The sequence below is a fragment of the Deltaproteobacteria bacterium HGW-Deltaproteobacteria-2 genome (assembly GCA_002840505.1).
Taxonomy (GTDB): domain Bacteria; phylum Desulfobacterota; class Syntrophia; order Syntrophales; family Smithellaceae; genus Smithella.
The window spans coordinates 128135-148684 of sequence record PHBC01000001.1 but is presented as its reverse complement, the minus strand read 5'-3'; the positions used below and the strand labels follow the sequence as shown (position 1 = coordinate 148684).

The window sequence follows — 20550 nt, the reverse complement described above, 5'->3', positions numbered from 1 at the left end:
ATCCGGGGACATCATACATGTTTTTTGAGCGAGAAAAAATTAACAAAGTCAAATTACTCATACTTTAATGATAAGTATAATAATTCCAACCTTCAATCGCGGATACACCCTTTCTCAGGTTCTTGATTCGTTTTACCGGCAAAAATTTATTAAAGAGATGATTATTGTTGATGATGGAGGATCAGATAACACGACCGCCATTGTCAATGAATTCAGCCGCAAGTATCCTTTGATAAAAACGCTTTATTTGAAAAACAAAAAAAGGAAAGGTGCTCCTTACTCCCGGCGGCGGGGGCTTCTGGCGGCTCATGGTGAATTTGTTCTATTCGGCGATGATGATGATTTTCTGGAAGAAAATTACACGGAAGTCTGCCTCGGAAAATTGAAAAGTTTACAGGCGGACATTGTTTCGGGGCGGCATTTTTTTCGTAAGCCGGGAGAAAGTGTGGTTTCGGCGATTGCCCGATTTCAAACGGGAGAAAATGATGGACCGGTTTTTGATTTTCGGTTTTTTTATATTAATTTAGATGCAAAATTTGAAGGTGATATCGAGCTTCCTTTTACCCATGCTATTTTTCTGGCAAAAAGAGATCTTCTGCTGTCCCACGATATTGATACCTTTTACAGTAAGGGAAACGGTTTTCGAGAGGAAAGCGATGTGCAGGCAAAAATATACTCCCGCGGGGGGAAAATTATCATGACCAATGACACTCATAGTGTTCATATGCATTCTTCGGAAGTGAACAGCGGTGGTCAGCGGGTTGGACGTTTCGCATATGTTTTCTGGTCGGTATATTATACATCTTATTTTTTTAAGAAATATTATAATTCCGTTATGGAGAGACAGGGAAGAAAAGGATACTGTTTGAAAGGGATTATTATATATAGTATCTACAATATTATAGCGCAATATCCTTTTTTAGTCCGGCCATGGCTAATTTTGAAAGAAAAGATTTTCCGGGCAAATTTAAGAGTGGATAAATCAGAAGTAAAGCTTTAGTATTAAACACTATGAAAATTACAAGTGCGGAATTTATAAAAAGTGCGGTCTGGCCGCCTCAATATCCACCAGCGATACTGCCGGAGATTGCTTTTGTCGGGCGTTCCAATGTCGGCAAATCATCATTGATCAACACGCTTGTCGGGCGCAAAAAATTAGCCAAGACGAGCAATACTCCAGGGAGGACGCAGTTAATCAATTTTTTCACGATTAATGAGAAGGTTTCTTTCGTTGATCTTCCCGGTTACGGTTTTGCCAAGGTTTCTCAGTCCGTTAAAAAAGACTGGGGGGATATGATTGAATCCTATCTGCGGGAGAGACAGTGCCTTGCTCTGGTAATTTTAATTCTGGATATCCGGCGCGATCCCAGCGAAGATGATTTGTCTTTGCGTGACTGGCTGGAGCATTACCGCATACCTTATTTATATGTTTTGACCAAGACCGATAAATTATCCAATAATCAGACTATTGCCCGTCAGCGCGCAATAGAGCGAACTCTGCGAGTATCGGCTGGCAAAAAGCCCATCCTTTTTTCTGCAATAACGCAAAAGGGCAAGAGCGATATCTGGCAATTCCTGGAAGATCATTTAAGTTCACTTCCTTAAACGTGTTCTATTATTTTTAAAAACTTTGATTTAAAAAAAATATTAATCGCTGAAAATTCTTTATTGATGAAATACCCCAATGATGAATATGGGGGAGGCATGGATTTTAATAAACTATCTGTTCGTCCGACCGCATGTGAGGTCGGACGAACAGAGTCGAATCATTGTTAAGCTTTTTTTCCTTTGGGTGCTTTGTAAACAAGCGCTATACAAAAGCCGACGGCTAGCAGCCCGGCTGCAATCATCAGTGCCTGAGGTTTGAACGCTTCAAATACATAGGGTCCGATGAGACCGGCGGTGCTCCAGGCGGTCAGCATAAAGCCATAAACTTTGCCGATATTAGCCGGGCCGAATGAGTCGGCGGCAAAAGCGGGCATCGTAGCAAAGCCACCGCCGTAACAGGCCAGAAGATAGCAGGAAGCTACTATAAAAAGCACGTAGGTGGCAACAAATCCTTTAGCAACCAGCACGTACAAAACTGCCTGAGTGGCAAACATAATCATGAAGACCATTTTGCGGCCGATATTATCGGAAATTTTTGCCCAAAAAAGTCTTCCCAGTCCATTGAATATTGCGGCGTAGGCAACGACAGCGCCGCCGGCGGCAGCGACTATGGCTACTTGTTCCGGAGTTAAGTCACCGGTTAAGCCCATCGTTTTTTTGTATATATCCTGGGCCAGCGGGGAATGTTGGGAGATAAGACCTAGACCGGCGGAGACGTTAAGACAAAGCATAGACCAAAGCATCCACCACTGGGGAGTCTTTACAGCTTCGCCTAAAGTGAAAGAATCAGCTGCGGAAACGGTTGTAGCGGCTGGTTTGAAACCGGCAGGCAACCATCCCTTGGGAGGATTTTTAAATAATTGGGCAGAACCGGTTACAAGGATAAGGAATATAACACCCCATATATACCAGGTGTTAGCTACGCCAGAGGCCAAAACTGTTCCGGACGGATCAACCTGCTTGAAGGACGCTATCATGAGCGGAGCGATTTTGCCCATAAAAAAAGCGCCGGCGCCAAAGCCCATAACGGCAAGACCAGTTACGAGACCTCGTTTATCGGGAAACCAACGAATTAAAGTTGCAATAGGTGTTACATAGCCGAAACCATTTCCCAAGGCGGCGATGACGCCGAAGCCGAGATAAAGTAGATAAATATTACCGACCTGATCAGCGTAACCGGCTACCAATGTACCGATACCGAAAAGAATGCCGCCAATTGTAGCGACAAAACGGGGGCCTTTTTTATCAACCAGGGTACCGCCGAAAGCTGCAGCCAGTCCAATGATGCCCATGAGGATCATAAAAGTGTACTGAACAGTTTTACCATCCCATCCATGCATTTTCATTAAAGGAATTTTAAAAACAGACCACGCGTACACGGTGCCGAGACAAAGCTGAATGATAACAGCTGCGCCGGCAATCAACCATCTCTTACTTTCTAAATTTTCATTCGCCATATTTTTTTATTTCCTCCCTTGCCTTTTAAAAGGCTGAATTTAATTGGTGACACTTTAAGACAACCTCAGCATGTTGGTAGATGAAGTGCTTTTATCGCGTCATGAATAAATAAAACATTTTATTACGCATAAGCAAAGAATATGCCCTCTTCGAGAGACATTCCAGAAAGCGTAAAATATATTGTATTCTTGACTGCATTTTTCGTTTTTCACAAAAAAATAAATCCGCAGTTTTTTTATTTTACGAAAGCCGAGAGATCGTTGCTGTCCGGAAATTTTCAGAGAAGAAACGGAAAGCGACCATCAATATTATATTCTCCGTTTGAATTATTATGGCGATTATGACTGGAGAAAATAGTCCCGCTTGCCTAAATTTATGCAAATCATCACGATACAGAAAGAGGGGTAATATATACCCGAAGTCGGGGTATCCTGCCCCCACTCTCATTAAAACATCATGGAGTGTTCCAAATATCGCCGTTATATCAAATATATAACCTTTTGGTATTAAACTTGCTTTCGTCAGATAACCAAGAATCATCAGGATGAAGGAGGTACAGCTATGGGAGGTGATTGCGGCAATGTTTATCAGCTTCGACCTGTTTCGATTATCAGAGCTTTGCCACAGATAAAAGACCATCGGCTCTTTCAATTGAAGTTGGAGGATGGAACAACGTGGGAGAGTTTCGGGCATCAGCCGGGACAGTTTATCGAAGTTTCCATTTTTGGCAAAGGCGAGGCACCCATCAGCATATCCTCTCCGCCGACTAGACCGGACACTCTCGAAATTTGCGTAAGACGTGCGGGAAAGGTGACCAACGCTCTTTTTGAGATGAGCAAAGGCTCTGCCTTCCACATCAGGGGGCCTTACGGAAGAGGTTTTCCCGTGGAACAGCTCAAAGGGCACAAACTGCTTTTTGTTGCTGGTGGTCTCGGGCTTGCCCCGCTACGCTCACTTTTGCTCTATGCATTGGACAAGAGGAAAGAGTTTGATGATATCATTTTAATGTATGGCACAAATAATCCCGATAATGTTCTGTTTAAATATGAATTGTTAAGTTTTTTTGATCGCGATGACATCAATTATCTCTATAGTGTGGATAGGGATGATGAAGGAATATGGAAACAGTATGTAGGCGTGGTTACTGGCCTGTTCGACCGTACCGATCTTTCGCCCAGGGAAACATACGCCGTGCTATGCGGTCCGCCAGTAATGTATCGTTTTGTTTTGCAAAAACTTCTTAACTTAGGATTTGCCAAGGAACATATTTTCATGTCCCTGGAAAGAATGATGAAATGCGGTGTAGGAAAGTGCGGACACTGCGCTTTCGGAGACAAGTATTGTTGCATTGAGGGGCCGGTCTTTCCCTATCCCGAGATTGAAAACATTAAGGAGGCAATCTGATCATGAAAAGGACAAGAAGCGTATGTCCCTTTTGCGGATGCGGGTGCAGTTTTTATCTCCTGTCGGAAGGAGACAGGGTGGTGGGTGTTGAGCCTAGTCCCTCGAATCCGATTAATAAAGGCATGTTATGCGTGAAAGGTTGGAACTCTCATGAATTTATCCATTCTTCCGAAAGGTTGACCATGCCGCTGGTGCGCAGGCACGGAGAGCTTGTAGGAACAAGTTGGGAAGAAGCGTTGAAGTTTGTTGCGGACAAGCTGATTGATACAAAAAAGAAATATGGTCCGCGCTCTCTGGGGTTTCTCTGTTCGGCAAAAGTGACTAATGAAGAAAATTATCTTTTTATGAAGCTGGCGCGGGCGGTTTTCAAAACAAACAATGTCGATCACTGTGCCCGGCTTTGACACAGCTCCACCGTGGTCGGTCTGGCCGCGACATTTGGTTCCGGAGCCATGACAAATTCGATAAACGATTTCGATGATGCCGATTTATTCCTTGTGACCGGTTCCAATACAACGGAACAGCATCCTTTAATCGGGTCGCGCATCATCAATGCCAAACAAAGAGGCGCGCAATTGCTGATTATTGATCCGAGAGAAATACCGCTGGCAAAGTTTGCCGATCTGCATCTGCGGCAAAATATCGGCACGGATGTGGCCGTATTAAACGGTATGATGAATGTCATTATTGAAGAAGATCTTTATGACAAGGAATTTGTCGAGACGAGGACTGAAAAATTCGAGCAATTAAAAGAAATCGTCAGCAAATATCCGCCGAAAGTTGTGGAAAAAATTTCCAGCATATCCACCGTGGATTTGAAAAAAGCGGCGCGCATGTACGCCAAAGCGGACAAAGCGATGATTGCCTACGCCATGGGCATCACGCAGCATACGACCGGTGTGGACAATGTGAAAACCTGCGCGAATCTGGCCATGCTGACCGGTCATTTGGGTCGTCCCGCCGTCGGTGTCAATCCGCTGCGCGGTCAGAATAATGTTCAGGGCGCCTGCGATATGGGCGGTCTGCCCAATGTTTACAGCGCTTATCAGCCGGTTATTGACGCGAACGTAAAGAAGAAATTTGAAGAAGCGTGGAAAGTTGAAGGACTGGACGACAAGCCCGGACTGACCATCACCGATATGATGATTGCCGCTCAGAAAGGAGAACTGAAGGCTCTGTATATTATGGGAGAAAATCCGTTGATGAGCGATCCCGATACCTCGCACATTGAACAGGCTCTTTCCAATCTTGATCTTCTTGTTGTGCAGGATATTTTTCTTTCCGAGACGGCTTTAAAAGCCGATGTCGTTTTGCCAGCAGCTTGCTTTGCGGAAAAAGACGGCACCTATACCAACACGGAAAGAAAGGTACAGCTTGGAGCAAAAGCTGTTTCTCCTCCGGGACAAGCCCGTCCCGACTGGCAGATAATTTGTGAAATCAGCAAACTTGCCGGTTATCCGATGAATTATGAATCACCTGTCGATGTACTTAGAGAGATAAACGCTCTGACCCCTTCTTACGGGGGCATAACTTATGAAAGGTTAAGTAAAGGCAATGGGCTGCCCTGGCCGTGTCCCACGGTGGAACATCCGGGCACACCTTTTCTGCATAAGGATAAATTCAGCAAGGGGCTGGGAACATTTATGCCCTGTGAATTCAAGCCGCCGGCGGAAATACCTGATGAGGAATACAATTTTATGCTGACCACAGGACGCATCTACTATCATTACCACACCGGCACCATGACGCGTCGTGTAAGCATTCTGGATCGGGAGGCTCCCGAAGCACTGCTGGAAATCCACCCGGAGGACGCCAAAAAACTGGGCATAAGGAATCATGATAAAGTTGAGATAAGCTCCCGCCGCGGATCGATAGAATTGAAGGCGGAGATTACGGACAGAGTTCCGCAAAAAGTTGTTTTTTCCACTTTTCATTTTAAAGAAGCCTCCATAAACCTTTTGACCAACCCTGCATTTGATCCTATTGCCAAAATTCCTGAATATAAGGGGTGTGCAGTAAAAATAAGGAGATGCGCATGAAAACACTGGCCAAAAAAGACATTAATAAAACGCTGGGTATATGGGCTCAGAAGTACGAAGTACTTTCTCCGACGAAAACAGAGAATGGTGATTGTATATTCGGTGATTTCAGCGAAAAAACTTTCACACTAGACTATAAAAAACCGCCGCTTTCTCCCAAATCTGTTTTTTTCCCGCAGGCGGAGATAACTTTCAATGTGGAAAATAACGAGTATCTGGAAGTAGTGGCGGCAAACAAGGTGCTCATTTTCGGACTACGTGCCTGCGATATGATGGGCATTCGTCAGGCGTCGAGTTTTATGGCGCGTGACAACAAAGATGTTTATTATAATGCCAGGCAGAATGCTGCGGCGACAATTGTAATGGCCTGTCCCAAAGCGCAAAACGAAACCTGTTTCTGTACCACCACACTCAGTGGTCCTGTCGCAAAACAAGGATTCGATTTGCAGTTCTATGACAAAGGGGATGTTTTTCTCATCGAAATCGGTAGTTCCCGGGGCAACGAATTGCTCTCCGGCATACCCCTTTCCGAAATAGATGACTCTCTTGCGAAGAAGCAAATAGATGAATTCCTGCAAAACGCAAAAAAGAACATACCTGAGGTGAAAGCGGTCATTAAAGCCATGAATAAGCTAAGGGATAAAAAGGTTGCTGAAAAAGTCTGGGATGATTTTGGCGCAAAGTGCATCACCTGCGGTGGTTGTGCCTTTGTGTGTCCCACCTGCACCTGCTTTAATGTTTATGATCAGCAGTTTTCTTCCGGGAGCGGTATACGATTGCGGGCATGGGATGCTTGTCTTTACGGAGGTTTTACTCGTGAGGCGTCAGGCCACAATCCCCGGATGATCCAGGCCCTAAGGCTCAAGAGACGTCACGAGCACAAACTGATTGATTATAACAAAACCGACATTCAGGATGGTTTATGCGGTTGTGTAGGGTGCGGCCGTTGTTCCGATCATTGTCCCGTGCACATCGGCACGCTTGAAGTTGTGAAAGCGATTGCTGAATAATATAACTACTTGGTAACCAATTCCCATATCGGAGGTCATAATGTCTGAGAAAAAGAAGATACTGATTATTGATGACGATAAAGACTATGGCGAAGCTCTTAAAATTGTTTTAGGAAATAGCGGCTTCAATGTTCATCATGTTCTAAACGTTCAAGACGGCCGCAAAGCCATTGAAGCGGACAGGCCGGCATTGATTATCCTGGATGTCATGATGGACAAGCACACGGATGGATTTGATTTGTGTTATAGCCTGAAACATGATGAAAAATACAAAAGCATACCCATTTTGATGGTAACTGCCGTTACCGGTAAGACAGGATTTAAATTCTCGCCGGAAATGGACGGTGAATATCTGCAGGCAGAGGATTATGTGGCCAAGCCTGTCCCGGCTGCCGAACTTCTTTTGCGGGTAAAAAAGATGATCGGCTGAGCTTGTATATCATACGGCCTGGCTTCTCTAAAGAATGTTTGATAATGCTATGCTTTCCATGATAGTCTTCAAACCATTCCCAAAATCGGGCTGAAACAATGAAAATCAATCATGAACTAATACGGCGGCTTTTAAAATTGGATTTACAAAGCCGTCTTGCGTTCGGATTTTTGATTGCTGCCTGCCTTACCGGTATCTTTGCAACTGTCGTCAGCATATGGACAATCAACAGAAACACAATTGATGAAGTAGAAAACAGAGTGCGCCAGGATATCAATACGGCCAAACTGATCTATAATAATAAGATAGATAAAATTATGTATCTGGTTCAGTTTACCGCCGAAGGTTCTGATCTGCGCGAACTTATCTATAAGAATGATATAAACGGTATGGCACATCTTAAAAGATTAATTCGAAAAGAAACAGGTACTCAACAGGGGAATGACCATGTTTTTCTGGACATGCTGACGGTTGTGGATAGAGAAGGAAGGGTCTTATTCCGGGCGGCTAACCCGGGAATTTCCGGGGACAACCTATTGAATGACCCCGTTGTCAGAAACTGCATAAGGTCAAAAATCCCGCTCTCTTCGACTGAACTTATGCCGATTAAAAATATTTTAAGAGAAAATCCTGCTCTTTCAAACAGGGCTCAAACGGATATTATTAAAACACCGCTATCTGCCGATATCCGGGAAGATAAACTTGTTGACGGGATGGTCATGAAGGTTGCTTATCCGTTAATAGATAAAAATACAAACGTGTTAATGGGTGTTCTGATAGGAGGCGTTCTTATCAATAAGGACAACGAAATAGTGGATAGGATTAAAGAGACTGTATATCACGAAGAAAAATACAAAGGCCAGGAAATAGGAGTGGCCACTATCTTTCAGGGAGGCGTACGCATATCAACAAACGTCATGACTAAAGATAACAAAAGGGCCATCGGCACGATTCTTTCCAAAGAAGTTTATGAACGGGTCATCAAGGAAGGAAAAGACTGGGTGGGCAGGGCCTTCGTTGTAAAAGACTGGTATATTACTACTTATACGCCTATTTATAACATGGATAAAAAGCTCATCGGTGTTCTCTACACAGGGATTCTGGAAGCCAAATACCGCGACATAAAGTGGCACATGATCTGGTTAAATCTTGGAATAACCACACTAGGGATGATTATAGCTTTTATTATTTCCCTGTATTTTGGAAACACCATTATCAAAAGAATACGAATACTTAAAAAGGCAACCGAAGCAATTGCTTCCGGCAACCTTGATTATAAATTAACGCCAGATAATATATCCGGATTCAACATGCTGGATGAAGCTTTTAACGAAATGGCAAAATCTCTCAAAGACCATAATGATCAATTGCAGAAAATGCATTATCAGCTTTCAATAACTGAAAGATTAACTGCGCTGGGACAAATGGCGGCCGGTGTGGCTCATGAAATCAACAATCCTCTGGGGGGGATTCTTTTATACAGTAATATAATTTTAGAGGATGTTGCGGAAGACAGTCCGCTTAAGGAAAACATTCAGAAAATTATTTATCAGACAAACCGCTGTAAAGAAATTGTGCAAAGCCTGTTGGATTTCGCGAGAACTCCTACGGGGGATATGATTCCTCTACAAATAAATCAGATTATCAATACATCTCTCAAATTGGTAAGAGACCAGGCTATGTTTCATGGAATAGAAATAGAAATAAATCTTGCTCAAAATCTTCCAGAAATAAAAGGCGACATATCGAGATTAGAGGAGGTTTTCCTCAATTTGTTCATCAATGCGGCGGACGCCTTGAAGGGTTGCGGAAAGCTAACCATTACAACTACATTGAGAGGAAAAGACACCGTTCGTATTACTATAACCGACACAGGCAAAGGAATAGATGAAAAGTATATTTACCACATCTTTGAACCATTCTTTACAACGAAGGAACCCGGTCAAGGAACGGGCCTGGGACTTTCCATCGCCTACGGAATTATTAGAAAACACAAAGGCACTATAGACGTCGAATGCAGAAAGGGAAGGGGCACTACTTTTATTATCTGCCTGCCTGTGCATAAAGAGACAGAAAATTCATCGGATAATGTTGTTAGCTAAGATTGAATTACAGGAAACGGACATCCGCCAAGCGTGTCATGCGCAGCCCAGGTCTTTTTTGTTTATACACAAACAGTACAACCAAAGATTGATCAAAACTTTCCCATGTTGTAACTTTTTCAGGGACAACTAATTAATCAGCCAATGTGTCTTCGCATCTGTTGTACAATGTCGATTTCATTGCCTGTTTGTAATATGTCAATTATGACATATATAGATAAAATTATTAACTTTCTGCCCCTTAAAAAATATGTTATTATTTTTTAAGGGACGACTATATGAGGGGGCAAGTGAAAGAAGCGTCAAGCAAAAGCAGGAAAATTCTTATTATTGATGATGAAGAAGTCATCCGGGACGGATGTCAGCAGGTTCTTACGCGCAAAGGATATCATGTCGATTGTGCAGGAGATGCTGTCAACGGTCTGCAGATGGGACTGAAAAATTCCTATGACTTGATTTTACTGGACGTCAGAATGCCCAACGTGAGCGGAATGGATATCCTGAAGAAACTGAAAGAAGAAAAAAATGTATCCGCCAAAGTCATTATCGTCACCGGCTTCGGGACAATACCGCTGGCGGTGGAAGCAATGCGTCAAGGCGCATTCAATTTTCTCACAAAGCCATATTCTGCTGCTGAACTCAACGAAGCGGTAAGCGTTGCGCTAAAGGATGATGAACCATGCGGCAACGAACAAAACCTTGCCCTGCTCATTGGATCTAGCGACTACATGAAAGAACTCAAAGATTCAATCAGGCGCATTGCGCAGACCGACAGCACTGTTTTAATTACCGGATTGAGCGGCACCGGAAAAGAACTTGTAGCGCGCACCATTCACCAATTAAGCAAGCGGTCCGACAAGCCATTTATACCTGTTGATTGTTCGTCACTGGCTGAAAATCTAATGGAGAGCGAACTTTTCGGACATGTCAAGGGCGCTTTCAGCGGTGCCACGGAATCACGCGAAGGCCGGTTCCAGATGGCGGATACAGGGACTTTATTTCTTGACGAAATTTCCAATATCAATTTGAATATTCAGGCAAAGTTGTTGCGGGTGATTCAGGAACAGGAAGTCCCGCGGGTAGGCAAATCATCGCCCGAAAAAGTTGATGTACGGTTAATAGCGGCAACCAACAGGGATTTACATGCTGAAATCGTAGCGGGAAAATTCAGGGAAGACCTGTTTTACCGTCTCTCAGTTGTTCCTTTGGATATAAAGCCTCTGAAAGAGCACAAGGCGGATATCATTCCTGTCGCCGAGCATTATATCGATCATTATCAAAAAAAGCATAAGAGCAAAGTACGACACCTTTCTGAAGAAGCAAAAAAATCGCTATTGTCATACAAATGGCCCGGAAACGTCAGAGAACTGAAAAATACCATCGAACGTTTGTGCGTCCTTTGCGACCAGGAAACAGTAAATTTATCAGATATTTTTTACTATGGTCAGGGTGAAGGAGCAAAAACACCGGTGGTGGATTCTTCTTCAGGCAGGGTAACCCTAGTCGATGTCGAAAAAGAGCACATCGAAAAGGCTCTTAAACACTTCCATTTTCAGATTAACAAAACGGCAGAATTCCTCGGTATCAACAGAAAGACTCTGAGAATAAAAATACGCAACTTCAATATAAAGACAGAGCATTAATCTAGGGGCGTTTTGCCCCTTAAACAAATTTTGACAGCTTACCACAATAATATAATCAATTAATTCAATATCTTATGAACTGGCATTATCTTTGCTATTATTAAGTAATAAAAATATTATGGAGGTGTTTGATCATGACGATTAAGAAGAAAATACTCCTAATAGACGATGACAAAGATTTCTTATTTGCCACCAAACTTATTCTGGAAAAGGGTGGGTACGAGGTATTTTTGGCGGAAGATGGAAAGACTGGAGTGGAGATTTGGAAATCAATAAGTCCAGATCTGGCTATTATCGATATGATGATGGAAACATGGGGTGAGGGCTTCTCGGTATTGAACAAAATCCGTGCCACCGATACGGGAAAAGAAACGCCTCTTTTTATGCTGAGTGCTGTCGATCTTCAGGGCCCTTACAACTCCTTCGAACCGCCTCCGGAATTCCCCAAAGTCAACAAGGTATTGCAGAAACCCATAAAGGCAGATGATCTTCTAAGATACATTGCTCAGGAACTGGGCGTCAAATAGCCATGACGAACAAGTCTGAAAAATACCTGATTCTTATCATCGATGATGAAGAAGCTCTTCGTGACGGGTGCAGGCAGGTGCTGGAGAAATCCGGATACGCTGTGCTTACTGCCGAGCAGGGGATCGACGGCATAAAGCTGGCACGGGAGAATTTGCCTGATATGGCTTTTATTGATCTTAAAATGCCCAATCTATCGGGGATGGAAATAATTGAGATCCTCTCACGGGACATACCTGATATTGTCCTCGTCATGATCACGGGATTTGCGACTATTGTCTCGGCAGTCGAAGCCATGCAAAAGGGAGCTTACGACTATCTTCCCAAACCATTTAATCCTGATCAATTAAGAGCTCTGACAAAGCGCGGGCTGGAACACCGCAATCTCAAAATCGAGACGAAGAGATTGAGGGAAGAAAAAGACCTGATGGAAAGAAACTTCATAACTTTTGTAAGCCACGAAATGCGTTCTCCGCTTGTCGTTATACGACAATACATTGAGGCGCTCAACGAAATAGCGGGAGAGCGCTTCGACAAAGACGTCAGGGAAATCATTGAACGATGCAGAAAACGCATCCAGAATCTTGAGGAAATGGTTGAACACTGGCTGGACATCAGCCGCATAGAAAATGGAACTCTTTCACAACAGAAAGTCTCTTTACTCTTAGCTGCCATCATTTCCCGGAGCGTGGAGGAAATGACCCCTCTCTGCCGGAAGAGGGGAATTTCTCTGGAAACAAATATTCCCCAAAAGTTACCCCAGATAACAGGAGATGAGGAAAGCCTGGTAAGGGTGTTTACCAACATTATCGGCAACGCGACAAAATACACTCCTGACGGAGGCAAAATAATAGTTACCTGTCAACACGACGAATATTACATTAACGTCAGCATTGCGGATACGGGGATGGGCATTCCCCCGGAGAAGCTTTCGTTAATTTTCGAGCCTTTTTTCAGATGTGGTGGAAAAAATGAAAAACACAGTGGTTCCGGTCTGGGATTGACTTTCTGCAAAAAAATAATGGAGTCACACAATGGTTGTATCGCAGTTTCGTCAAAAGAAGGCGAGGGAACGACGTTTGTGCTCACATTTCCCTGCCAAATAGATCCGGCACGAAAAACGTCCGGGACAAATTTTTAAATCTATTTTAAGAGTAATATATTTTCAGGTAAGCTAATTAAAAACATTTGAGACAATTTATATGAAATACTATGATGAAGAAAGTTATCGTTTTCATAAAAATGATGTGGCGGACAGATGCTTCTGCTGCAATCAGAACGCGTCGCGATTGTTGACTGTCCGGCATATGGAAAGCCAGATGATGGTTCATCTTTGCCCGGAATGCATGATGGAGCACAGCGACGATTATCTTTTAGACAACACAAGACCGTGGCTTGGTCCGAAAAATTAAGATATAAAATATATCCATGGTTTACTTTTTTTCTGTTTTTAAAAAATCAGGGAAATTGCGTTTGGCCGGCATTCTCCATTGAGTCTGTTTTTTTGTCAGTAATGATTCAAATTCTTCGTGAAACTCCAATTCCGAAAGCGATGCGTAGCGGAATTGGTAAGTTGAATCCCGATACATCGGGACAAAGCGGAGGGTATGATACCCCGTAGCTTGCTTTGTGGTTTCATACCCGTGATTAGAATAAAATAATGGTTTTTGAAAAAAGATTAAGATGACTAAAAATGAGATTTATTGAGCCATCCATGAATGCCGGTCAGTGAACGGCAGTCATTTTTTTAATTTTATTATATCAATAAGTTAGCGACAAAAAACAAATAAACAAGGCTAATGCTCTTGACAGGATAAGCAAATTATGTTAGCCGACCAATGCTTGTTAATATCAATTTTTTGAGGTTCTTTCATACAGAATAAAGAGGTGTAATCAGGTGCTAAAAGATAACGAAAAAGTTGGTGCGGTAATGGTAGTTGGTTCGGGAATCGCCGGTATTCAGGCCTCTCTCGATTTAGCCAATTCCGGAATGAAAGTATATCTGGTCGAAAACGGGATCAGCATCGGCGGCGTAATGGCGCAACTGGACAAGACTTTTCCCACAAATGACTGTTCCGCCTGTATATTGTCGCCAAAACTGGTTGAAGTTGGACGACATCCTAATGTAGAAATTAAAACACGACGCACTGTCGAAGCAGTAGAAGGCGAGCCGGGGAAATTTAAAGTTAAATTAACCAGCGCCCCGCGTTTTGTTAATCTGAACAAATGTACAGGATGCGGTGATTGTGCCAATGTCTGTCCGGTTTCCGTAAAAGCCGGATTCAACGGCAATTTAAGTGAAAGAAAAGCTATCTACCGGCATTTCCCTCAGGCTATTCCCAGCGGTTTTGCCATCGACAAGCTGGGGACATCTCCCTGTAAATCCAATTGTCCGACCCATATCAGCGTTCAGGGTTATGTGGCTCTGATCGGCGAGGGCAAATTTAAAGAAGCTCTCAAACTTATCAAACAGGATAATCCTTTCCCCGTCGTCTGCGGCCGTGTTTGTAACCATCCCTGTGAAACGGCCTGTATGCGGGGCAAAGTGGATGATCCCATTGATATTATGCACCTCAAGCAGTTCGTTGCGGATCTCGACATGAACAGCGATACCCGCTATATGCCCGAAAAGAAGGAAAGCAAGGGCAAAAAGGTCGCCGTTATCGGCGCCGGCCCCTCGGGATTGACCTGTGCTTACTACCTGGCCATTGAAGGTTATGATGTGGAAGTTTTTGAAGCCCTGCCCGTAGCGGGTGGTTGGATGGCCGTCGGTATTCCCGAATACCGCCTTCCCAAAAAAGTCCTCAATGCAGAAATCAAGGTCATGGAAGACTTGGGCGTTAAGATTCACCTCAATACAAAAATCGGCAAAGATATTTCTTTTGACAAACTGAAGTCCGATTACAGCGCGATTTTCATCGGCTGCGGTACCATGAAGAGCAGCAAGCTCAATATTCCCGGCGAGGATATGCAGGGCGTGATTCATGGCGTCGATTATCTGATGCAGATCAATCTAGGCAAGAAAGTTTCCCTGGGCGACAAGGTCGCCGTTGTCGGCGGTGGTAACGTGGCCATGGATGCTGTGCGGACAGCCGTCAGAACCGGTTCGAAAGAAGTTTTCATTCTCTATCGCCGGACCCGTGCGGAAATGCCTGCAGCACCCGAAGAAATCGAAGAGGCTATTGAAGAAGGCGTCGAAATGAAATTCCTCGTTGCCCCCAAGCGTGTTGTAGGCAAGGACGGAAAAGTTACCGGTGTCGAATGTACCCGAATGGAATTAGGCGAACCTGATAAGAGCGGTCGTCGCCGTCCTGTTGAAATAAAAGGTTCTGAATTTATAGTTGAATGCGATTCTATCGTTCCCGCCATTGGTCAGGAAGCAGATTTATCTTTCATTACCAAAGAAAGCGGCGTTTCCATTAATAAGTGGAATAACCTCGATTACGATGAAGTTACTTATGCGACCAATGTTGCCGGGGTTTTCACCGGTGGTGACGTGGCTACCGGTCCGCAGACAGTTGTTAAGGCCGTGTTTGCCGGTAAGGAAGCGGCCAAATCCATCAATCGTTATCTGATGGGCGAAGATGTAAAAGCCGGCCGCGCCAAAGACTGGACCAAAGATCTGGCTGATAAGGCCGATGTTTCCAACGTGGCCAAAGTCCCCCGTGAAAAATATCCCCTCATGAAACCGGAAGAACGCAGAACCAATTTCAAGGAAGTCGGTATTGGTTTTGACGAAGCACAGGCCAAAGCGGAAGCACTGCGCTGTTTAAATTGCGGTATTTGTTCGGAATGTTATCAGTGCGTGGATGCCTGTATCGCCAAGGCCATTGACCACGACATGACGATTGAAGAAGAAACCATCGAAGTCGGCGCTGTAATCGCTTCGCCCGGTTTCGAAATTTTCGACGCGCGTCTGCGCGGCGAATTCGGTTACGGTATTTATAAAAACGTTGTTTCGGCGCTTCAGTTCGAAAGAATCCTGTCCGCGTCCGGACCTTTCTTCGGTCACGTTCAGAGAATCTCCGACGGCAAGGAGCCCAAAAAAATCGCCTTCATTCAATGCGTCGGTTCACGCGATGTTTCCTGTGATAACAGCTGGTGTTCATCGGTTTGCTGTATGTATGCGACCAAGGAAGCGATTATCGCTAAAGAACATGCCAAGGGACTGGAACCGACAATTTTCTACATGGACATTCGCGCTCATGGCAAGGATTTCGACCGTTTTGTCAATCGCGCTAAAGATGAATACGGAATTCGCTATATTCGTTCGATGCCGTCAGTCATTAAAGAAATGCAGCAGACGAACAATCTGGTGATGAAATATGTCAATCAGGATGGAACCTTAAACGAAGAAGAATTTGATATGGTCGTTCTGTCCGTCGGTCTCACACCGCCCAAGGAAGCCAAAAAGCTGGCTGCCAGCATGGGCATTGATCTGGAAGAGCATGGTTTCTGTAAAACACAGTTGGAAAATCCTGTTCAGACATCACGCCCCGGCGTTTTCGTCTGCGGCGCATTCGGCGGACCTAAAGATATTCCCGAAACGGTTATGGAAGCCTCAGCCGCCGCCGCGTGTGCGGAAGGATTACTGGCCGCAAGGCGCGGAACGATGATTACTCCGGTGGAAAATCCAGAAGAAAAAGATATGCGCGGCACTGGAGTGCGCACCGGCGTGTTTGTCTGTCATTGCGGTATCAATATCGGCGGTGTTGTTGATGTTCCGGCAGTCAGAGATTATGCCGCGACACTGCCCAATGTTGTTTACACGGCCGACAACCTCTTTACCTGTTCGCAGGATACGGCGGTGAAGATGGCCGAAGTTATCAAGGAAAAAGATCTCACCCGTGTTGTTGTAGCATCCTGTTCACCCCGTACGCATGAAGGCCTGTTCCAGGAAAACTGCGAAAAGGCCGGTTTGAACAGATATTTGTTTGAGATGGCCAATATCCGCGATCAGGATTCATGGGTGCATATGCACGAACCGGAAGCAGCTACCGAAAAAGCAAAAGATCTGCTGCGCATGGCTGTAGCCAAGGCTCAATACCTGAAACCTTTGAAACCGGGTCAGCTTTCCGTCAATCATCAGGCTTTGATTATCGGCGGCGGTTTGGCCGGTATGACAGCAGCGCTGTCGCTGGCCGATCAGGGATTTGCTTCTTGCATCGTGGAAAAAGAGGATCGTCTCGGCGGTAATTACAATCATCTTTATAAAACGCTGGAAGGCCTTGATGCCAAGGCTCACTTAAAAGCGCTTCTGGAAAAAGTTTACAAGAATCCTCTGATCACCGTTGCGACGAGCGCCAAGATCGATAAGATCGAAGGTTTCATCGGAAATTATAAGACTACAGTCAAGGTCAAGGAAGGCGAAAAAGTATTTGAACACGGCGTAGTGATTGTGGCCGCCGGCGCTTATGAAAACAAGACCCAGGAATATCTCTACGGTCAGAATGCCGCGGTGAAATCACAAAGAGAGCTGGAAACTCTGATTTACGAAAAAGATCCCAAGCTCGCTGCGGTGAAAAACGTCGTTATGATTAATTGCGTGGGAAGCCGCGACAAGGAAAGACCGTATTGCAGCCGTTACTGCTGCTCTGAAGCGATCAAGAATGCGCTGGAACTCAAAGCTGCCGATCCTTCGCGCGACATCACTATCATTTATCGCGATATCCGCACCTTCGCTTTCAAAGAAGATTATTATAAGAAAGCACGTGAACTAAATATCAAATTCATCTCTTATGAAGAAGATCGTAAACCGGAGGTTGTTGCCGTCGGAGATAAGGTGGAAGTCAAAGTATTTGACCCGATTCTTAACGAACAGGTCAATCTGCCTGCTGATATAGTGGCTCTGAGCATCGGTGTTGTGCCGAATCCGGAAAACGCGGCCATCGGACAGATGTTGAAAGTGCCCACCAATCAGGACGGCTTCTTCCTCGAAGCTCACGTTAAACTCCGCCCCGTTGATTTCGCAACAGACGGTGTGTTCATGTGCGGCATGTCTCACTCGCCCAAATTCAGTGACGAATCAATTACTCAGGCCAACGCTGCTGTTTCACGCGCCGTCATGGTTCTGTGTCTTGATTTCATCGAGGCGGAAGGTAAAACAGCTTATGTGAACAAAGAAAGATGCTCTGCTTGCGGAAATCAATTGTCCTTATAGTGCAATTCAGGTCAATGTTGCGGAAGGCTGCGCTGAAGTCAACACGGTTCTTTGCAAGGGTTGCGGAGTTTGCACGGCATCCTGCCGTATGAATGCCGTTGATCTTAACGGTTTCAACAACGAAGAAGTGTTGGCCCAGATATATAATTTAAACTAAGGTAAACGGCTGATAAAGCCGCATTGCCGCCGGAAGGAGAATATATGGCTGAAAATTTAGCAAACAAAGAATGGGTACCGAAAATCGTTGCAATCGTCTGCAACTGGTGTACTTACGCGGGAGCCGATCTGGCTGGTATCAGCAGAATTCAGTATCCGCCGAATGTGCGCATTATTCGCGTTCCCTGCACGGGAAGAATAAATCCTTTCTATATAGTGAAAGCCCTGCAGACCGGAGCCGATGGCGTTCTGGTTTCGGGTTGACACCCGGGTGAATGCCACTATATCTCGGGAAATCTGGTGGCGCGCCGCAAGTTTGCGACGTTAAAAAGTTTCCTGAACTACATCGGTGTGGAAGGCGACAGAACCATATTTACCTGGGTTTCCGCCTCCGAAGGCGACAGATGGGCACAGGTCATCAAAGGTGTTACGGAGAAAGTAAAGGCCATGGGACCGGCCGGTAAATTAGTAAAGAAAGAAGCAAAAAGGCTGCTTTTGGAAAAGAAGGCCGACGTGATCATCGGTTATGAAAAAGGCACGCTTCCATTAACAGCAACGCCCTGCTTTATCACGGCGCCGGAGGAAGCCGACAAGCTTGTCTGGAATAATCTCTGCACGCAGAATCTGGCCAAGTATGTTCATGACTTGATCACCGCGCATAAAAATTCACAAAAGCGGGTCAAACCGGAAGACCGGAAGAAAAAGGTTATTGGTGTTGTCGCCCGCGGCTGCACGACCAGATCGCTGATCATTCACCTGCAGGAAAGACAATACGGCCGCGATGAGATTTACATTATCGGCGTTCCCTGCGATGGTTACGTGGATGGCAAAGGTCTGAAAGTGGCCATCGGCGGCGCGGACATCGTGGACGGATCGCTTGACGGCGGTCAGATCAAGATGAAAACATCCGACGGCGATAAGACAGTCGCTCTTAAAGATGTGCTGGCGGATTGCTGCAAAACCTGCCGGTTCAATAATCCAATAATTTCCGACGTCATGGTAGGCCAAAACGCTCCGGCGATGAATCCCGACGCGGAATATAACGAAGTAAAAGAATTTGAAGGCAAGCCGATCGAAGAACGCTGGGCTTACTTTATCAAGGAAATGGACAAATGCATGCGCTGCAACGCCTGCCGTCAGGCTTGTCCGTCCTGCTATTGCCCGACCTGTTTTGTGGAACAGAGTCAGCCGCAGTGGGTGGGCATCGGCGAAGATAAGGCCGACACTCAGGTGTTTCAGTTTATGCGTTTGTATCACATGGTCGGACGCTGTGTTGACTGCGGCTCCTGCGTTTCCGTTTGCCCGATGGGCGTCGACCTGCGCAAGTTCCTCAAGAAGATTGACAAGGACGGCTGGGAAATGTTCGGAAGCCGAGCCGGTTCTTCGATGGAAGATATGCCGCCGCTCGGTAAGTACGATGAACATCACGATAAGGGAGACTTTGTCTACAACCCATAATTAGTTCGAGATAATGGAGTTTACATGGAAACTTTTCTGGAAGAAGTAAACAAAAAAATACACGGTGTACCGTTGCAGGCCTGTTATCACTGCCGTAAATGCACGGCCGGTTGTCCTATGACAAAGCACATGGAGTATAACCCCAACAAGGTTATCAAAATGATTCAGAACGGTCAGCGCGACAAGGTGCTCAACAGTTCGACCATCTGGATCTGTCTGTCCTGTGAAACCTGCATTACGCGCTGTCCCAATAAGGTCGATATTGCCCGAATGATGGATGTGCTGAGGCAGATGGCTATCGAAACCGGTGTCGGCGCCTACGAGAAGAATGTGCTGAAGTTCCATGAAGCGTTCCTCGCCGGCATGAAGAGAGGCGGCCGAATCAACGAACCGATTATGATGGTGGAGTACAAACTCAAGTCCGGAGATCTATTCTCCGACGCGATGCTGGGTCTGGATATGTTCATGAAAGGCAAGCTGTCGCTGCTTTCACCGCGGACGAAAGACATGAAATCGGTAAAAAATATTTTTGAAAAAACAAAGCACTCGTAAAGAAA

Annotated in this window: 16 protein-coding genes; 15 read left to right on the top strand and 1 reads right to left on the bottom strand. The window is 45.1% G+C overall.

Annotated features, from left to right (window positions below; genetic code table 11):
- Positions 1–67: 67 nt before the first annotated feature.
- Together CVU62_00680 and CVU62_00675 are read left to right on the top strand one after the other, a co-directional pair.
- Complete coding sequence (locus CVU62_00680) at positions 68–1000, top strand: hypothetical protein (GenBank protein PKN38749.1); 933 nt, start codon at positions 68–70, stop codon at positions 998–1000.
- A gap of 11 nt (positions 1001–1011) precedes the next feature.
- Entirely contained in the window at positions 1012–1605 is a 594-nt protein-coding gene (locus tag CVU62_00675; GenBank protein PKN38748.1) for a YihA family ribosome biogenesis GTP-binding protein, read from the top strand.
- 167 nt (positions 1606–1772) lie between these two features.
- Here CVU62_00675 and CVU62_00670 read toward each other — a convergent pair whose 3' ends face one another.
- Positions 1773–3065 (bottom strand): oxalate:formate antiporter, encoded by a 1293-nt coding sequence (locus tag CVU62_00670; GenBank protein ID PKN38747.1) that lies wholly within the window; start codon positions 3063–3065, stop codon positions 1773–1775.
- A 562-nt stretch (positions 3066–3627) separates the two neighbouring features.
- Here CVU62_00670 and CVU62_00665 point away from each other — a divergent pair.
- The 13 genes from CVU62_00665 to CVU62_00605 all read left to right on the top strand — a co-directional run bounded on the left by CVU62_00665 (position 3628) and on the right by CVU62_00605 (position 20545).
- Positions 3628–4470 (top strand): oxidoreductase, encoded by an 843-nt coding sequence (locus tag CVU62_00665; GenBank protein ID PKN38746.1) that lies wholly within the window; start codon positions 3628–3630, stop codon positions 4468–4470.
- Between the two features lie 2 nt (positions 4471–4472).
- On the top strand, positions 4473–6509 hold the full coding sequence (locus CVU62_00660; protein ID PKN38745.1) for a formate dehydrogenase subunit alpha: 2037 nt from the start codon (positions 4473–4475) through the stop codon (positions 6507–6509).
- Positions 6500–7519, top strand: a complete 1020-nt coding sequence (locus CVU62_00655; protein PKN38744.1) for a hypothetical protein — start codon at positions 6500–6502, stop codon at positions 7517–7519. Before CVU62_00660 ends, CVU62_00655 begins: the two co-directional genes overlap by 10 nt.
- 40 nt (positions 7520–7559) lie before the next feature.
- Positions 7560–7949 carry a response regulator gene (locus CVU62_00650; GenBank protein PKN38743.1) on the top strand — a complete coding sequence of 130 codons (390 nt, stop codon included), beginning with the start codon at positions 7560–7562 and terminating at the stop codon, positions 7947–7949.
- Positions 7950–8047: 98 nt separating this feature from the next.
- Positions 8048–10051 carry a hypothetical protein gene (locus tag CVU62_00645; protein PKN38742.1) on the top strand — a complete coding sequence of 668 codons (2004 nt, stop codon included), beginning with the start codon at positions 8048–8050 and terminating at the stop codon, positions 10049–10051.
- A gap of 278 nt (positions 10052–10329) precedes the next feature.
- On the top strand, positions 10330–11694 hold the full coding sequence (locus tag CVU62_00640; protein ID PKN38741.1) for a sigma-54-dependent Fis family transcriptional regulator: 1365 nt from the start codon (positions 10330–10332) through the stop codon (positions 11692–11694).
- A gap of 134 nt (positions 11695–11828) precedes the next feature.
- A complete protein-coding gene (locus CVU62_00635) occupies positions 11829–12221 on the top strand; it encodes a hypothetical protein (GenBank protein ID PKN38740.1) in 393 nt (130 codons plus the stop codon).
- A 2-nt stretch (positions 12222–12223) separates the two neighbouring features.
- Positions 12224–13360, top strand: a complete 1137-nt coding sequence (locus CVU62_00630) for a hypothetical protein (GenBank protein ID PKN38739.1) — start codon at positions 12224–12226, stop codon at positions 13358–13360.
- A 117-nt stretch (positions 13361–13477) separates the two neighbouring features.
- Complete coding sequence (locus CVU62_00625) at positions 13478–13840, top strand: hypothetical protein (protein PKN38738.1); 363 nt, start codon at positions 13478–13480, stop codon at positions 13838–13840.
- Between the two features lie 276 nt (positions 13841–14116).
- Positions 14117–18379, top strand: a complete 4263-nt coding sequence (locus CVU62_00620) for a 4Fe-4S ferredoxin (protein PKN38737.1) — start codon at positions 14117–14119, stop codon at positions 18377–18379.
- 201 nt (positions 18380–18580) lie between these two features.
- Positions 18581–18799: a hydrogenase iron-sulfur subunit gene (locus CVU62_00615; GenBank protein PKN38736.1), complete on the top strand. Its 219-nt coding sequence runs from the start codon at positions 18581–18583 to the stop codon at positions 18797–18799.
- Between the two features lie 36 nt (positions 18800–18835).
- The gene (locus CVU62_00610) at positions 18836–19993 is read left to right on the top strand and encodes a 4Fe-4S ferredoxin (protein PKN38735.1); all 1158 of its coding nucleotides are present in this window, start codon (positions 18836–18838) and stop codon (positions 19991–19993) included.
- Between the two features lie 24 nt (positions 19994–20017).
- Positions 20018–20545 (top strand): heterodisulfide reductase, encoded by a 528-nt coding sequence (locus tag CVU62_00605; protein ID PKN38734.1) that lies wholly within the window; start codon positions 20018–20020, stop codon positions 20543–20545.
- Positions 20546–20550: the final 5 nt, after the last annotated feature.

What these genes read in the sequence shown, in the direction of transcription:
- CVU62_00675 (PKN38748.1), top strand. Translation starts at nt 1,012, where the DNA reads ATGAAAATTACAAGTGCGGAATTTATAAAAAGTGCGGTCTGGCCGCCT.
- CVU62_00615 (PKN38736.1), top strand. Translation starts at nt 18,581, where the DNA reads ATGGCTGAAAATTTAGCAAACAAAGAATGGGTACCGAAAATCGTTGCA.
- CVU62_00680 (PKN38749.1), top strand. Translation starts at nt 68, where the DNA reads ATGATAAGTATAATAATTCCAACCTTCAATCGCGGATACACCCTTTCT.
- CVU62_00650 (PKN38743.1), top strand. Translation starts at nt 7,560, where the DNA reads ATGTCTGAGAAAAAGAAGATACTGATTATTGATGACGATAAAGACTAT.
- CVU62_00630 (PKN38739.1), top strand. Translation starts at nt 12,224, where the DNA reads ATGACGAACAAGTCTGAAAAATACCTGATTCTTATCATCGATGATGAA.
- CVU62_00605 (PKN38734.1), top strand. Translation starts at nt 20,018, where the DNA reads ATGGAAACTTTTCTGGAAGAAGTAAACAAAAAAATACACGGTGTACCG.
- CVU62_00640 (PKN38741.1), top strand. Translation starts at nt 10,330, where the DNA reads ATGAGGGGGCAAGTGAAAGAAGCGTCAAGCAAAAGCAGGAAAATTCTT.
- CVU62_00625 (PKN38738.1), top strand. Translation starts at nt 13,478, where the DNA reads ATGCTTCTGCTGCAATCAGAACGCGTCGCGATTGTTGACTGTCCGGCA.
- CVU62_00635 (PKN38740.1), top strand. Translation starts at nt 11,829, where the DNA reads ATGACGATTAAGAAGAAAATACTCCTAATAGACGATGACAAAGATTTC.
- CVU62_00655 (PKN38744.1), top strand. Translation starts at nt 6,500, where the DNA reads ATGCGCATGAAAACACTGGCCAAAAAAGACATTAATAAAACGCTGGGT.
- CVU62_00665 (PKN38746.1), top strand. Translation starts at nt 3,628, where the DNA reads ATGGGAGGTGATTGCGGCAATGTTTATCAGCTTCGACCTGTTTCGATT.
- CVU62_00645 (PKN38742.1), top strand. Translation starts at nt 8,048, where the DNA reads ATGAAAATCAATCATGAACTAATACGGCGGCTTTTAAAATTGGATTTA.
- CVU62_00670 (PKN38747.1), bottom strand. Translation starts at nt 3,065, where the DNA reads ATGGCGAATGAAAATTTAGAAAGTAAGAGATGGTTGATTGCCGGCGCA.